12 protein-coding genes are annotated in these 15356 nt (G+C 70.8%); all 12 read right to left on the bottom strand.

Translation table 11 applies throughout. The features are described from left to right. Nucleotides 1-460: 460 nt before the first annotated feature. Nucleotides 461-1804, bottom strand: a complete 1344-nt coding sequence (gene tyrS / locus ASF23_RS11175; protein WP_055953043.1) for a tyrosine--tRNA ligase — start codon at nt 1802-1804, stop codon at nt 461-463. 9 nt (nt 1805-1813) lie between these two features. Next, on the bottom strand, nt 1814-2542 hold the full coding sequence (locus ASF23_RS11170) for a DNA-3-methyladenine glycosylase (RefSeq protein ID WP_055953040.1): 729 nt from the start codon (nt 2540-2542) through the stop codon (nt 1814-1816). Then, a complete protein-coding gene (argH, locus tag ASF23_RS11165) occupies nt 2539-3966 on the bottom strand; it encodes an argininosuccinate lyase (RefSeq protein ID WP_055953037.1) in 1428 nt (475 codons plus the stop codon). The genes ASF23_RS11170 and argH overlap by 4 nt, the downstream gene beginning before the upstream one ends. 8 nt (nt 3967-3974) lie before the next feature. Next, complete coding sequence (locus tag ASF23_RS11160; RefSeq protein WP_055953035.1) at nt 3975-5171, bottom strand: argininosuccinate synthase; 1197 nt, start codon at nt 5169-5171, stop codon at nt 3975-3977. 36 nt (nt 5172-5207) lie between these two features. Further along, nucleotides 5208-6152, bottom strand: a complete 945-nt coding sequence (argF, locus tag ASF23_RS11155) for an ornithine carbamoyltransferase (protein WP_055953032.1) — start codon at nt 6150-6152, stop codon at nt 5208-5210. Continuing rightward, on the bottom strand, nt 6149-7369 hold the full coding sequence (locus ASF23_RS11150; protein WP_055953029.1) for an acetylornithine transaminase: 1221 nt from the start codon (nt 7367-7369) through the stop codon (nt 6149-6151). The genes argF and ASF23_RS11150 overlap by 4 nt, the downstream gene beginning before the upstream one ends. Then, nucleotides 7366-8409: an acetylglutamate kinase gene (gene argB / locus ASF23_RS11145; protein ID WP_082474039.1), complete on the bottom strand. Its 1044-nt coding sequence runs from the start codon at nt 8407-8409 to the stop codon at nt 7366-7368. The genes ASF23_RS11150 and argB overlap by 4 nt, the downstream gene beginning before the upstream one ends. Further along, nucleotides 8409-9689, bottom strand: coding sequence for a bifunctional glutamate N-acetyltransferase/amino-acid acetyltransferase ArgJ (gene argJ / locus ASF23_RS11140; protein WP_082474038.1), 1281 nt, complete (start codon nt 9687-9689; stop codon nt 8409-8411). The genes argB and argJ overlap by 1 nt, the downstream gene beginning before the upstream one ends. Beyond that, complete coding sequence (gene argC / locus ASF23_RS11135; RefSeq protein ID WP_055953026.1) at nt 9686-10732, bottom strand: N-acetyl-gamma-glutamyl-phosphate reductase; 1047 nt, start codon at nt 10730-10732, stop codon at nt 9686-9688. Before argC ends, argJ begins: the two co-directional genes overlap by 4 nt. Nucleotides 10733-10805: 73 nt before the next feature. Beyond that, on the bottom strand, nt 10806-13313 hold the full coding sequence (gene pheT, locus ASF23_RS11130) for a phenylalanine--tRNA ligase subunit beta (protein WP_055953024.1): 2508 nt from the start codon (nt 13311-13313) through the stop codon (nt 10806-10808). Then, a complete protein-coding gene (gene pheS, locus ASF23_RS11125) occupies nt 13313-14353 on the bottom strand; it encodes a phenylalanine--tRNA ligase subunit alpha (RefSeq protein WP_055953339.1) in 1041 nt (346 codons plus the stop codon). The genes pheT and pheS overlap by 1 nt, the downstream gene beginning before the upstream one ends. 92 nt (nt 14354-14445) lie before the next feature. After that, complete coding sequence (locus ASF23_RS11120) at nt 14446-15351, bottom strand: TrmH family RNA methyltransferase (protein ID WP_055953021.1); 906 nt, start codon at nt 15349-15351, stop codon at nt 14446-14448. Nucleotides 15352-15356 lie beyond the last annotated feature (5 nt).

Below are 15356 nucleotides of genomic sequence, written 5' to 3'. Positions count from 1 at the left end.
ACGACTCCCCCAACCGAAAAGATCAGGATCATCGCACGAGGTCAATAAATTGGCATTGACAATGTGCACGCTGTTGAGTTCTCAAGGACCAGACGCGCTCATGCATCCACCTGACGGTGTCAGCCACGAGGCTAGGTTTCCGTGCCACCGATGAGCCAGACGAAGCTGGCACCGTGCCCTGCCGAAGCAGGTCACCGGCTCATCCCGGAGGAGAGGATCGGTGGACTTTACATCCTAGGCGTCGAAGCCGACGAGTACAAGACCCGATCTGGACTTCGGTGGAGGATGGCCCCCGCTTGAGGCCGACGTGCTCCGAGATTCGCATCTCAGCCGCTCCGCCGCACCTTTGGGGTGACGAGTAAGAACTATACGTGGGCCTCCGGGGCGGCACGAATCGCAGCCACGTCCCGGGCGTGTCGCGGCCGGGTGGCGAGCACGGGCTCACGCGGAGGACCCGCGCTCAGGCCGTGACGGTCACTCCGGCGAGGGTCTTCTTGCCGCGGCGGAGCACGACCACTCCCCCGCCGGACGTCCCGCCGTCGAGCACCGACGCCGACAGGAGCGCCGATGCATCGGACACTCGCTGGTTGTTCACCGAGACGCCACCCTCGTCGATCGCCCGACGGGCTGCACCGAGCGAGGTCACGAGTCCGGTCTCCACGAGCGCCTGCGCGACATCCACGTCAGGGCCGACCGTGGCGGACGGCAGCTCGGCGACCGCGGCCCGGAGTGTGGCCGCGTCGAGGGCGGCGAGGTCACCGTTGCCGAACAGGGCCGCCGCCGCGTCGATCGTCGATCGGGTCGCGGGCTCCCCGTGCACGAGCGAGGTCACCGCGAACGCGAGTGCCCGCTGGGCCTCGCGCCGGAACGGTTCGTCGGCGACGGCACGCTCGAGCCGCTCGATCTCGGTCCGCGGCAGGAACGTGAACGCCTTGATCCGCTCGATCACGTCCCCGTCGGCCGTGTTGAGCCAGAACTGGTAGAACGCGTACGGGCTCGTCATCTCCGGGTCGAGCCAGATCGCGTTGCCCTCGCTCTTGCCGAACTTGGTGCCGTCCGTGTTCGTGATGAGCGGTGTCCCGAGCGCGTGGACCGTCGCACCCTCGGCACGACGGATCAGCTCCGTCCCGCTCGTCAGGTTGCCCCACTGGTCGCTGCCACCGGTCTGCAGGGTGCAGCCGTACCGCAGGAAGAGCTCGCGGTAGTCGAGCCCCTGCAGGATCTGGTAGCTGAACTCGGTGTAGCTGATGCCCGCGTCCGAGTTCAGACGTGCCGAGACGGCGTCCTTCCTGATCATCGTGTTGACACGGAAGAACTTGCCGATGTCGCGCAGGAAGTCGATCGCGGACATCGGTGACGTCCAGTCGAGGTTGTTCACCATCCTTAGGGCGTTGTCCGCCCCGGGCTCGGTCTCCGTAGCGGTCAGGAACCGCGACACCTGGGCACGGAGCCGCTCGACCCAGTCCTCGACGGTCGCCCGGTCGTTCAGGGTGCGTTCCGCGGTCGGACGGGGGTCACCGATGAGCCCCGTGGAACCACCGACGAGCCCCAGCGGCTTGTGTCCGGCGAGCTGCAGCCGACGCATGAGCAGCAGCTGGTAGAGGTTCCCGCAGTGCAGGCTCGGTGCCGTCGGGTCGAAACCGCAGTAGTAGGTGATCGGCTCGCCGTCGAGGGCCTCCTTGAGTGCGGTCTCGTCGGTGGAGACATGCACGAGACCACGCCAGGCGAACTCGTCCCAGATGGAGGCGAAGGACGGATCGTTCTGCTGGCGCGTCAGGACGTCGAGCGCGGTATCACTGGGCACCCGCCCATGCTACCGGGCAGCGACCGGCCGGTCGGGAGGTCCGTCGAGCGCCTGCGGGTGCCGTCGGTAGGTCGACACCGTCGGGTCCCCCGCGAGCCAGAACCGCCACGGGAACGCGGCGCCACCGGCGACACCGCGGATCCCGGTCCGCGGACCGGTGCGGATGCCGGACGGGAGGCCCGGGGCGGCGGCGAGCAGCGCCTCCAGACCGTCGGTGGTCGCGACCGCATCGCGGACGGAACGGTCCGTCAGGACGGCGAGCCGATCCTCCAGACCGTCGACCGGCGACAGCCGGATCGTGTACGGGCCGGCATCGTCGGCGGCGCTGGAACCGTCGTCGTCCAACTGCGCGCCGAGCGCCTGACCGAGGTTGCCCGGTCCACGGGCGAGACCCTCGTCGGTGACCTTCGGGCCGCGCCGGTCGCGGGCGACGGACAGGCCGTGGACGACCTCGCCGGCGCGGAGCAGTGATCCTGAGGCCACCCCCTCCGGACCGCTGACGATGTTCAGACACGTGTGGATGCCGTACGAACGGTAGGCGTACAGCGTCGCCGGCGGGCCGAACAGGTGCCGGTTGCGCGGACGGAGACCCCGGAATGCGTGCGACCCCGGATCGATCTCGCCCATGTAGGCCTCGACCTCGGTGATGCGCACGGTCACGCCGCGACCCGTGATCGTCGCGCCGAGGAGCGCCGGCGCGACGGCGAGTGCCGGCAGCTCGAGCAGTCCGGTCGTCATCGCGCGAGCGGCGCGACCTCGGTCAGGGCGCGGACCTGGGCGGTGAGGGACTGCAGCTGTTCCGCCACCCGCTCCGGGGCGGTGCCCCCGACGCCGGACCGGCTCCCGACGCTCCCCTCGATCGTCAGGACCGTGCGGACTGCCGGGGTCAGGTGCTCGGACACGCTCCGGTAGTCGTCGTCGGACGGCTCGTCGAGCTCGATCCCCCGCGACTCGCAGAACTGCACGAGCGCACCGGAGATCTCGTGGGCGTCCCGGAACGCGACCCCCTGCCGCACGAGCCACTCGGCGACGTCGGTCGCGAGCGAGAATCCCTGTGGCGCGAGCTCGGCCATCCGGTCCGTGTCGAACGTCAGCGTCGCGATCATGCCGGTGAAGGCGGGCAGCAGCACCTCCAGCTGGGTGACGGAGTCGAACACCGGCTCCTTGTCCTCCTGGAGGTCCCGGTTGTAGGCCAGGGGCAGGCCCTTCAGCGTCGCCAGGAGCCCGGTGAGGTTCCCGATGAGCCGACCGCTCTTGCCGCGGGCGAGCTCGGCGATGTCCGGGTTCTTCTTCTGCGGCATGATGCTCGACCCGGTGGAGAACGCGTCGTGCAACCGGACGAAGCCGAACTCCTTCGTGTTCCAGGCGATGACCTCCTCGGCGAACCGCGAGAGGTCGATGCCGATCTGCGCCGTGACGTAGGCGAACTCCGCGACGACGTCCCGCGCGGCGGTCGCGTCGATCGAGTTCTCCGTCGGGCGGTCGAGGCCGAGCTGGCTCGCGACGAGCGCCGGGTCGAGCCCGAGTGAGCTCCCGGCGAGCGCACCCGCGCCGTACGGACTCGCACTCGCCCGGTGCGACCAGTCGCGGAAGCGCTCCAGGTCGCGGACGAGCGGCCAGGCGTGGGCGAGCAGGTGGTGTGCGAGGAGGACCGGCTGCGCGTGCTGCAGGTGCGTACGACCGGGCATGATCGCGCCCTCGTGCGCGCTCGCCTGCGCGCTGATGACGTCGATCAGGTCGACGAGCTGCCGCCCGATCGTCCGCGCGTGGTCGAGCAGGTACAGCCGGACGAGCGTCGCGATCTGGTCGTTCCGGCTCCGACCCGCCCGGAGCTTGCCCCCGAGTTCCGGGCCGAGGTCGGCGATGAGCAGCCCCTCGAGCGCACCGTGCACGTCCTCGTCGGACTCGGACGGGAGCAGCGTCCCGTCGTCGAAGGCGGACTGGAGGCGGTCGAGACCCGCGAGCATCGCCTCCAGTTCGTCACCGGTCAGGTAGCCGGCCGCAGCGAGGCCGCGGGCGTGCGCCCGCGACCCCGCCAGGTCGTACGGCGCGAGCTGCCAGTCGAACTGCGTCGACCGGCTGAGTGCGGCGAGCTCCGCCGACGGACCGTCGGCGAAGCGAGCGCCCCACAGGGCGCCGGTGTTCGTGCCGTGCTCAGCCACGTCGGTCCTCAGTTCGCCAGGTCGCGGCGTGCGGAGATCTTGCTCGGGAGCGACCAGATCTCGATGAACCCCTTGGACAGCGACTGGTCGAACGTGTCGCCCGTGTCGTACGTCGCGAGGTCGAAGTCGTAGAGGCTCTGCTCGCTCCGCTGACCGGTGACGACGGCACGGCCACCCTGCAGCGACAGGCGGATGTCGCCGGAGACGTACTGCTGGGTGTCGTCGATGAAGGCGTCGAGGCTCCGCTTGAGGCCACCGAACCAGAGGCCGTCGTAGACCAGGTTCGCCCACTCGGACTCCACGCCGCGCTTGTACCGGTTGACGTCGCGCTCGAGGGTCAGGCTCTCGAGGGCCTCGTGCGCCTCGATGAGCGCGACCGCCGCGGGTGCCTCGTAGACCTCGCGGCTCTTGATGCCGACGAGTCGGTCCTCGACCACGTCGATCCGACCGACGCCGTGCTTGCCTGCGAGGGCGTTCAGCTCCTGCACGATGCGGAGGACGCTGAAGCGCTGCCCGTCGATCGCGACCGGGACACCCTGCTCGAAGGTGATCGTGACCTCGTCGGCGTCCTGCGCCACCGACGGGTCCTGCGTGTACGCGTAGAGGTCCTCGATCGGGGCGTTCCACGGGTCCTCGAGGAACCCGGTCTCCACCGCGCGGCCCCAGACGTTCTGGTCGATCGAGTACGGCGACTTCTTGCTCTGGAGGATCGGCAGGTCGTGCTCCTGCGCGTACACGATGGCCTTGTCGCGGGTGAGCGCGAGGTCACGGACCGGGGCGACGCTCGTCAGGTCGGGGGCGATCGCGGCGACGGCGGCCTCGAACCGGACCTGGTCGTTGCCCTTGCCGGTGCAGCCGTGCGCGACACTGTCGGCACCGAGCTGCTTGGCGGTCAGGGCGAGGTGCTTCGCGATGAGCGGACGGCTCAGCGCGGAGACCAGCGGGTACCGCTTCTGGTACATCGCGTTCGCCTTGAGCGCGGGGACGAGGTAGTCGTCGGCGAACTCGTCCTTGGCGTCGATGACGACCGACTCGACGGCGCCGCAGTCCAGGGCGCGCTGACGGATCGCGTCCATGTCCTCACCGCCCTGGCCGACGTCGACCGCGAGCGCGACGACCTCCTTGCCGGTGGCGTCCTTGAGCCAGCCGATGCCGACGGAGGTGTCGAGGCCTCCGGAGTACGCGAGTACGACGCGATCTGCCATGGGTTCTCCTTGGGTGTGGTGGGGGTTCGTGGTGGTCTAGTGGTTCGCGGCGTTCGCGGTGTTCGCGGCGAGGAGCCATGCGAGGAGCGCCTTCTGCGCGTGCAGACGGTTCTCCGCCTCGTCCCAGATGATGCTCCGCGGACCGTCGATGACCTCGGCGGTCACCTCGTACCCGCGGTCGGCAGGCAGGCAGTGCATGAACACCGCGTCCGCTGCGGCATGCGCGAGGAGCTCGTCGTCCACCCGGTAGTCGCGGAAGGTGCTGACGCGGTGCGCCTTCTCGTCCTCCTTGCCCATCGACACCCAGGTGTCGGTGACCACGACGTCCGCGCCGGTCACGGCCGCCACGGGATCGGCGACGACCAGCACGGAACCGCCCGTCGTGGCCGCGACACGCTCGGCGTCGGCGACCACGGCGGCCGACGGTCCGAACTCCGCCGGGGATGCGACACGGACGTGCATGCCCGCCGTCGCACCCGCGAGGAGGTACGACTGCGCCATGTTGCTCGCGCCGTCCCCGACGAACGCGACCGTCTGCCCGGCGAGGGCACCGCGGTGTTCACGGATCGTCAGGAGGTCGGCGAGGAGTTGGCATGGGTGGAAGTCGTCGCTCAGGGCGTTCACCACCGGGACGGTTGTCCCCGCGGCCATCTCCTCGAGCCCGGCCTGGCCGTACGTGCGCCAGACGATCGCCGACACCATGCGCTCGAGGACCCGCGCGGTGTCCGAGGGGGTCTCCTTGCCGCCGAGCTGGCTCGCGGCCGTCGCGATGATGAGCGGGCTGCCACCGAGGTCGGAGATGCCGACGTGGAACGAGACGCGGGTCCGGGTCGACGACTTGTCGAAGATGACGGCGACGGACTGCGGGCCCGCGAGTGGCTTGTCCGCCCACCGGTCCTGCTTCATGGCGGCCGCGAGGTCGAGGATCGCGGACTGTTCGGCCTGGCTCAGGTCGTCGTCGCGGAGGAAGTGGCGGGTCATGCGCTCGCTCCGTTCGTCGTGGCGTGCACCTTCTGCATGGCCTCGGCCAGGATCCCGAGGAACTCGTCGATCTCAGCGTCGGTCACGATGAGCGGGGGTGCGATCCGGAGCGACGACTCGTTCGGGGCGTTGACGATGAGTCCCAGCTCGAGGGCGGCGACGTTGATCGCCGGTCCGACGGGGGCGGCGAGCCCGACGCCGATGAGGAGTCCCTCACCCCGGACCTCCTCCACCAGCGGGCTGCCGATCGCCACGATGCCGTCGCGGATGCGCTCCCCCTTGGCGGCGGCGGCCTCGACGAGCCCGGCGGACTCGATCTCGGCGAGCACCGCGTTCGCGACCCGGGTCGCGAGGGGGTTCCCCCCGAAGGTCGAGCCGTGCTGGCCCGCGGAGAACAGGTCGGACGCCCAGCCGAAGGTCACGAGCGCGCCGATCGGGAAGCCACCGGCGATGCCCTTCGCGACGGTGATCGCGTCCGGGGTGATGCCGTGGTTCTGGAAGGCGAACCAGGACCCGGTCCGGCCGACTCCGGTCTGGATCTCGTCGAGGATCAGCAGGGTGCCGTGACGCTCGGTGATCTCCCGGGCTGCCCGGAGGTACCCGGCGGGCAGGTCGACGACGCCGGCTTCGCCCTTGATCGGCTCGAGGACCAGCGCGGCGACGTCGTCGCCGATGGCCGCCTCGAGTGCGTCGATGGTGGAGTCGATGTGCTCGACGCCGCCGAGCATCGGCAGGAAGTCCTCTTGCAGCGCGGGCTTGCCGGTCAGCGCGAGCGACCCCATGGTCCGACCGTGGAAGGAGTTCTTCAGGGCGAGGATCCGGGTCTTCGTGCCGTCGCCCCGGTTGAGCCTGGCGAGCTTGAACGCGGCCTCGTTCGCCTCGGCGCCGGAGTTGCCGAAGTACACCCGACCAGCGTCACCGGCCCCGGTGATGCGCTTGAGGCGCTCCGCCAGTTCGAGCTGCGGCGGGGTGGCGAAGTAGTTCGAGACGTGCATGAGCTTCGCGACCTGGTCGGTGACGGCCTCGATCACGGCCGGGTGCGCGTGTCCGAGCGAGTTCACCGCGATGCCCGCCAGGAAGTCGAGGTAGCCCTTGCCGTCGACGTCCCAGACGCGACAGCCCTCGCCGCGCTCGAGCATGATCTTCGGTGGCGTGAGGGATCGCATGAGCGATGCGCCGAACCGGTCGTTCCAGGCGGTCGTCGTGCTCGTGCTCATCGTGTCGTCCGTTCGTTCGTCGTCGTCGTCGTCGTGGTTCCCTCGGTACCGGCACGTCGTGCGGCGTCGGCTCGTCGGCCCACCTCCGCCTGCGCGTGCTGGTTCTCGGTTCGTCGTCGGGGATCGGGGATGACCTCGGTGCCCGCTCCGCGGAGCGTGAACACCTCGAGCAGGATGGAGTGCGGGATACGGCCGTCGATGATCGTCGCTCCCCCGACGCCGCCGACGACCGCGTCGAGGCAGGCCGTCATCTTGGGGATCATGCCCGACTCGAGCGTCGGGAGCAGTTCGCGCAGTTCCTCGACCGCGATCAGGTCGATGATCGAGTCGCGGTCCGGCCAGTTCCGGTAGAGGCCGGGGACGTCGGTGAGCATGAGGAGCTTCGAGGCTCGGAGCGCGATCGCGAGCGCCGCAGCAGCCGCGTCCGCGTTGACGTTGAGCGCCTGATCGGGCTCGGCCTCGTCGATCGCGATGCTCGACACGACCGGGATCCGGTTCGCCTCGATCGCTGCGAGGACGCCGGTCGGGTCGACCTCGGTGATGTCGCCGACGTGCCCGAGGTCGAACTCCTCGCCGTCGATGACGACGCCGCGCTTCTGCCCGGCGAACATCGACCCGCCGTCGCCGAACACGCCGACGCCGAGCCCGGCACCGTGCTCGTTGATCAGGTCGACGATCTCGCGGTTCACCTCGCCGGCCAGGACGTCCCTGACCACCGAGATCGCCTCGGTCGTCGTCACGCGGTACCCGCCGCGGAACTCGGAGTCGATCCCCTGCTCCTTGAGCGCCGCCGAGATCTGCGGCCCGCCGCCGTGCACCACGACCGGGTGCAGACCGGCGTAGCGGAGATAGACCATGTCCTCGGCGAAGGCGCGCTTGAGGTCGTCGTTCACCATCGCGTTGCCGCCGAACTTGACGACGACGACCTTGCCTGCGTGCCGCTTCAGCCACGGCAGTGACTCGATGAGGGTCGCGGCCTTGACCGCCGCGAGCTCCTGGTCCTCGCTGAGGAGGCCTTCCGTTCCCGTGTGCTCGCCCATCAGCTCGAGTACGCGCTGTTCTCGTGCACGTAGTCGTGCGTCAGGTCGTTCGTCAGGATCGTCGCGGAGTGCACACCGACCCGCAGGTCGATGCGCACGTGCGTCTCGCGCGGGGTCAGGTCCACGAGGTCGATCGGCTGGTCGGGAGCACCCGCGTGGCACACCCGCACGCCGTTCATCGCGACGTCGACGTCGTAGGGATCGAACTCGGCGTCGGTGGTCCCGATCGCCGCGAGCACCCTGCCCCAGTTCGGGTCGTTGCCGAACACGGCGGCCTTGAACAGGTTGTTCCGCGCCACGCTCCGACCGACCGTCACGGCGTCGTCCTCGCTCACGGCGCCGACGACCTCGATCGCGATGTCGTGGCTGGCGCCCTCGGCGTCCTGCTGGAGCTGTTTCGCGAGGTCGGCGCACACCGCGGTCAGGGCCTCCTGGAAGTCGCCGACCTCCGGAGTCGCCCCGGATGCGCCGGACGCCATGAGCACCACGGTGTCGTTCGTCGACATGCAGCCGTCGGAGTCGACACGGTCGAACGTGACCCGCGTCGCCGCGCGGAGGGCGTCGTCGAGGTCCGCCGATGCGAGCGCGACGTCGGTCGTGATGACGACGAGCATCGTGGCGAGACCGGGCGCGAGCATGCCGGCCCCCTTGGCCATCCCGCCGACGGTCCAGGTCCCGGTGTCGTCGGTCTCGGTGACGACGCTCTGCTTGGCGTGGGTGTCCGTCGTGGTGATCGCATCGGCGGCAGCGGGGCCGCCGTCGGCGCTGAGGACGGCGCTCGCCATGTCGACTCCACGGAGGACGCCGTCACGGAACGTCTGGTCCCCGACGCCGATGAGGCCCGTCGAGCACACCACGACGTCGCCGGCGCCGACATCGAGTGCCGCGGCCACCGCCTCCGCCGTCTGGTGCGTGGTCTGGAAGCCGAACGAGCCGGTGAAGCAGTTCGCACCGCCCGAGTTGAGGATCACCGCCCGGGCGCTCCCGTCCGCGACGGCCTGCTGCGACCAGATGACGGGGTGGGCCTTCGCCCGGTTGCTCGTGAACACGGCGGCGACCGCGTCGGAGGGGCCGTCGTTCACGACGAGGGCGACGTCCGGCTTGCCACTCGCCTTGAGCCCTGCGGTGACGCCGGCGGCGCGGAACCCGCGTGCCGCGGTCACGCCGAGGAGTGTCCCGCTCGTGTCCGGTGCGTCGGCACCGCCCGTCGTGTCGGACGGCGCTGTCGATCCGGTCTGGAGGCCCGGTGCGGCCTGGTCCTGTCCACCTGCGTCGGTCATGGTGCCACTCCGTCCATGCTGAGTCCGAGGGTCTCGGGGAGGCCGAGTGCCAGGTTCGTCGACTGCACGGCCGCCCCCGCGGTCCCCTTGGCGAGGTTGTCGAGTGCCGAGATCGCGACGACGCGGCCCGCGGCCTCGTCGACGGCGATCCCGACGAGTGCGGTGTTCGCCCCGATCGTGTCCGCCACCCGGGGGAACTCGCCCTCCGGCAGCAGGTGCACGAACGGCTCGTCCGCGTACGCGCGCTCCCAGGCGGCCCGGACGTCGGTCGCGGACACCCCCGGGAGGAGCCTGGCGGTGGTCGTCGCGAGGATCCCCCGCGACATCGGCACGAGCACCGGCGTGAAGGACAACCGGACGTCGGTGGCTCCGGCCGCCACGAGGTTCTGACGGACCTCGGGGACGTGCCGGTGCGTGCCACCGACCGCGTAGGCCGAGGCCGACCCCATGATCTCCGACGCCAGGTACGTGTTCGCGAGCTTCTTGCCGGCCCCGGACGGCCCCACGGCGAGCACCGCGACGAGGTCGTCCGCGGACACGACGCCCGCTGCGACACCGGGTGCGATGCCGAGCGTCATGGCGGTGACGTTGCAGCCGGGCACCGCGATCCGCGTCGTCCCGACCAGCTCGTCACGCTGCTTCCGGCCGCCGGGGAGCACCAGCTCGGGGAGCCCGTAGGTCCACGCCCCGAAGTACTCACCGCCGTAGAACGCTGTCCAGTCGGCCTGGTCCACGAGCCGGTGGTCGGCGCCGCAGTCCACGACCAGGGTGTCGGCGTCGAGCTGTTCGGTGATCGCCCCCGACTGCCCGTGCGGCAGCGCCAGGAACACGACGTCGTGGCCACGGAGGTTCGCCGCGGTCGTCTCGACGAGTGTCAGGTGCGCGAGCGAGCGGAGGTGCGGCTGGGTCGTGATCAGCGGCTGGCCCGCGTTCGAGAACGCGGTCACGGTCCGGACGTCGAACTCGGGGTGGGCGGAGAGGATGCGCAGCAACTCACCGCCCGCGTAGCCGCTGGCTCCCGCCACGGCGACGGATACGGACATTCGGTTCCACCTTGGATTCGGACTTCGGTCGAGGGAGTCGGTGGCGGCGGCCCCGGGCGGAACTGATCCGAGATCAGTCGCGCAGGGTCGCCCCGAATCGCTCGCCGGCACGTCGGACAGCGCCGTCGCGGGCCTCGGTGGCCTCGGCAGCGGTCAGGGTGCGGTCCGTGGCGCGGAAACGCAGCGCGAACGTCAGGGACTTCTGTCCCTCGTCCATGCCGGCGCCCCGATAGTCGTCCACGATTCGAGCATACTCCAAGAGCGAACCCGCACCACTCCGCACGGCGTCGAGCACATCGCCCGCCGGGACGTCCGCGTCGACCACGAGTGACAGGTCCTGCGTCGCCGCCGGGTACGCCACGATCGGCTCCGGCACCACCGCGTCGGGGGCAGCCGCGATGAGCGCGTCGAGGTCGATCTCGAGCGCTGCGACGACGCGCGGGAGGTCGGCCTCCTCGGTCAGCGCAGGCAGCAGCTCACCCGCGACCCCGACGACCGTCCGCGAACCGTCGGCCGCCACGACCGCGAGTTCAGCCGCGCGTCCGGGGTGGAGTGACGGGTGCGAGGCCTGCGCGACCGTGAGTTCGACGCCGACGGTCCACGCGACGAGGCGCGCGACGTCGAGCGCATCCGCGACCCCGAACGGTTCGGCGGTCGTGCCGGGCTGCTTGACGACGCGCGCACCGGTGAGGAGCGCCGACACGTGGTTCGGCTGCGCCGGGAGCGCAGCGTCCATCGCGGCGAGCACCTCGGCCGACGGGCGGGCACCACCGAGGTCGATGTCGTCGGTGCCGAGCACCCCGTCCGCCGTCGGCAGGAACACCCGGGCGATCTCGTACACGGCGACGTCGACCAGACCGCGGGCGATGTTCCGGCGCGCGATGTCCACGAGTGCCGGCAGTCCGCTCCGACGAAGGAGGTCCAGGTCGGCGTCGAGGGGGTTCGCGAGGGTGACGCTCCGGCCGCCCTCCGGGTCGATGCCGGGGAACGCGGCCTGCGTCGAAGCGGCGACGAACGGCGCGCTGAGCACCTCGACGAGTCCGTCGGCGGCGAGGGCTGCGGCGACGCGGCGGACGGCCTTCTGGGACCGTGACAGCCCCCGTCCGGGCGGCGCCACCGGCAGGATGCTCGGGATGCGGCCGTACCCGACGATGCGAGCGACCTCCTCGACCAGGCTGACGTCGTCGACCAGGTCGGGTCGCCACGTCGGCGGCACCACGGCGAGACGGCGGCCATCTACCGTCACGTCGGCGCCGATCGCCCGGAGCGCGTCGACGACCTCGGTGTCGGTGTAGTCGACACCCGTCACCTCGGCCGCGCGATCGACCGCGAGGGCGATCGTGGGACGTGGTCGGTCGTCCACCACGGTCGACCCGAGGGTGTCCGCCGTGCCACCGGCGAGGTCGACGAGGAGCTCGACGGCGCGCGCGGCCGCGGCCTCGGCCACGAGCGGGTCGACGCCGCGCTCGAACCGACGGGACGCCTCGCTCGGCAGCTTGTGCCGTCGGGCGGTGCGGGCGATCGACACCTGGTCGAAGCCCGCGGCCTCGATGAGGACGTCCGTGGTGTCTGCGCGGATCTCGGTCCGCGCGCCGCCCATGACACCGGCGAGTCCGACGGCCCCACTCGCGTCCGCGATCACGAGATCCTCGGCGTCGAGTTCGCGCGTGCGGTCGTCGAGCGTGACCAGGGTCTCCCCCGCGGTCGCGCGGCGGACGGTGAGCCCGCCGTCGACCCGTGCGAGGTCGTAGCCGTGCAGGGGCTGCCCCAGCTCGAACATGACGTAGTTCGTGATGTCGACCGCGAGGGAGATGCTCCGGACGCCGACGAGCGACAGCCGCGCGATCATCCATGCCGGTGTCGGTCGGGTCGCGTCGATGCCGCGGACCACACGGGTCACGAAGGTGTGCGCGCCGACGTTCCCCCGGATGGGCGCGTCGTCCTGGATCGTGACCGCGAAACCCTCGCCGGACCGCGGAGCCGGCCTGCCCGCCGGGTCGGTGAAGGTCGCGCCGGTGGCGTGCGAGTACTCCCGTGCGACACCGCGGATGCTGAATGCGTACCCGCGGTCCGGCGTGACGTTGATCTCGACCGCGGCGTCGTCGAGCCCGAGCAGCGCGATGGCGTCCGCTCCGACCTCCGGCTCCATGCCGAGGTCGGCGAACCGGAGGATGCCGTCGTGCTCGTCACCGAGTCCGAGTTCACGCGCCGAGGCGATCATGCCGTCGGAGGTGTGCCCGTAGGTCTTCCGTGCCGCGATCGGGAACGGGCCGGGCAACACCGCACCGGGCAGCGTGACGACCACGAGGTCGCCGACGTCGAAGTTGTGCGCACCGCAGACGATGCCGCGCGGCTCGGACTCGCCGACGTCGACCTGGCACCAGTTGATCGTCTTGCCGTTCTTCTGCGGCTCCGGCTCGCGCGAGAGCACACGACCGACGACGATCGGCCCGGTGAGGTCGAACGTGTGGACGGACTCTTCCTCGAAGCCGACGGACACGAGCGCCGCGTGGACGTGCTCGAGCGTCGCGTCGTCGGGGAGGTCGACGGACTCGCCGAGCCAGCGGAGTGGGACGCGCATCAGACCACCGTTCCGAACTGCTGCGAGAAGCGGATGTCGCCCTCGACCATGTCGCGCATGTCGTTGAGTTCGTTGCGGAACTGGAGTGTCCGCTCGATCCCCATGCCGAACGCGAACCCCTGGAACTCGGCGGGGTCGATGCCCGCCGACCGGAGGACGTTCGGGTTGACCATGCCGCATCCGCCCCACTCGACCCACCGTGCGCCGCCCTTGGCGTTCGGCTGCCAGACGTCCATCTCCGCGGAGGGTTCGGTGAACGGGAAGTAGTTCGGACGCAGCCGGATCTCGGCGTCGTCGCCGAACATCTGCCGTGCGAAGTGCTCGAGCGTGCCCCGGAGGTTCGCCATCGTGAGCCCCCTGTCGATCGCGATGCCCTCGACCTGCGTGAAGACCGGCGTGTGCGTGGCGTCGAGCTCGTCCGAGCGGTACACGCGTCCGGGCGCGATGACGTACAGGGGCAGGTCACGCTCGAGGAGCGACCGGATCTGCACGGGCGACGTGTGGGTGCGGAGCAGGAGGTGCCGGTCGACGGGCTCGACGAACACCGTGTCCTGCATCGCCCGGGCGGGGTGGTCCTGGTCGAAGTTCAGGGCGTCGAAGTTGAACCACTCGTGCTCGACCTCGGGGCCCTCTGCGACCTCCCATCCCATGCCGACGAAGATGTCCGACACGGTCTCCTGGAGGAGGGACAGCGGGTGACGAGCGCCCGGCTGTCGGCGGCTCGGGAGTGCTGTGACGTCGAGTCGTTCGGCGTCGATGCGCGCGGACTCCTCGGCCTCCGCCAGCACGGACTCCTGTGCGGCGACCGCCTCGTTCACCCGCCCGCGGGCCTGCCCGACGAGCTTGCCCGCCGTGGCCTTCTGGTCGGGTGCGACGGTCCGCATGCCGGCGTTCATCCGAGCGAGCGTCGACTGCTCGCCGGTGTGCTCGGCCCTCGCCTGCTTCAGCTCGGCGACGGTCGTCGTGGCGCGGACGGCAGCGAGTGCCGCCTCCACTGCGGCGGAGACGGCCGGTTCACTGATCTCGAGTGGTTCTGACACGGTGATCAACCCTACCGGCAGGTGGGATCCCGGCGCCCCGTCCGCGCGGACTGTGGACGGGGTCGAGGGACGGCCCGCCTGTGCAGGACGGGCTACGCGCCGGCCGCGGTCCGCTGGGCGAAGGCGCTCTCGTACAGGCACACACTCGCCGCGGTCGCGAGGTTCATCGACTCCGCGAGCCCGTAGATCGGCACCTTGACGGCCCGGTCGACGAGTCGGAGGTCGTCCTCGGTCAACCCACGGGCCTCGTTGCCGAACACCCAGACGGTCGGTCCGTCGAGCAGTCCCTCGGCCCGGACCGCGGGCAGGTCGTCACCGGAGATGTCCGCTGCGAGGACCGTGTAGCCGGCCGCCTTGGCGCGCGAGATCGCGTTCGGCAGCTCGACGCCGACCGACACGGGCATGTGGAAGAGCGAACCGGTCGTCGAGCGGACCACCTTCGGGTTGTACGGATCGACACTCCGCCCCGTCAGCACGACCGCGTCGGCTCCCGCGGAGTCCGCGGCCCGGATGATCGTGCCCGCGTTCCCGGGATCGCGCACCTGTTCCAGGATCACGACCAGACCCGGCAGAGCCGGCCGGCCGTCGGACGGGAGGGACGGGTCGGCGCCGCCCCGCGCCTCCAGTCCGCCATCTGCCGAACCGGGCTCGTCCACCGGACGGAACACGTCCTTGACGGAGGTCGGGAACTGCTCACAGACGGCGACGACGCCCTGGGGCGTCACGGTGTCCGCCATGGCGTCGAGCACGGCTTCGGTCACGAACACGAGCTCGAGGCCCGCGGCGTCCGCGGCCGTGCCGATGTCGGGGTGCCGCTCGAGCGCGGTCGGTGTCACGAAGAGCTCCTGGAGCAGGCCCGGGCGGTACTGCAGTGCCTCGGACACCGCCTGTGGGCCCTCGAGCAGGAAGAGCCCGCTCTCGGCACGGACGTCCTTCTTGCCGAGGGCGGCGACGGCCTTGACGCGGGCGGAGCGGGGGTTCTCGAGGAGTTCTGGCACGGGCC

Origin of the sequence: Curtobacterium sp. Leaf261 (assembly GCF_001422205.1) — a bacterium.
Taxonomy (GTDB): domain Bacteria; phylum Actinomycetota; class Actinomycetes; order Actinomycetales; family Microbacteriaceae; genus Curtobacterium.
The sequence above is the reverse complement of the archived record's forward strand: the minus strand, read 5'-3'. Positions and strand labels throughout refer to the sequence as shown.

Excerpts from the sequence above, each read along its gene's own strand:
- ASF23_RS11170 (WP_055953040.1), bottom strand. The coding sequence starts at position 2,542 with ATGACGACCGGACTGCTCGAGCTGCCGGCACTCGCCGTCGCGCCGGCG.
- ASF23_RS11160 (WP_055953035.1), bottom strand. The coding sequence starts at position 5,171 with ATGGCAGATCGCGTCGTACTCGCGTACTCCGGAGGCCTCGACACCTCC.
- argF (WP_055953032.1), bottom strand. The coding sequence starts at position 6,152 with ATGACCCGCCACTTCCTCCGCGACGACGACCTGAGCCAGGCCGAACAG.
- ASF23_RS11150 (WP_055953029.1), bottom strand. The coding sequence starts at position 7,369 with ATGAGCACGAGCACGACGACCGCCTGGAACGACCGGTTCGGCGCATCG.
- argB (WP_082474039.1), bottom strand. The coding sequence starts at position 8,409 with ATGGGCGAGCACACGGGAACGGAAGGCCTCCTCAGCGAGGACCAGGAG.
- argJ (WP_082474038.1), bottom strand. The coding sequence starts at position 9,689 with ATGACCGACGCAGGTGGACAGGACCAGGCCGCACCGGGCCTCCAGACC.
- argC (WP_055953026.1), bottom strand. The coding sequence starts at position 10,732 with ATGTCCGTATCCGTCGCCGTGGCGGGAGCCAGCGGCTACGCGGGCGGT.
- pheT (WP_055953024.1), bottom strand. The coding sequence starts at position 13,313 with ATGCGCGTCCCACTCCGCTGGCTCGGCGAGTCCGTCGACCTCCCCGAC.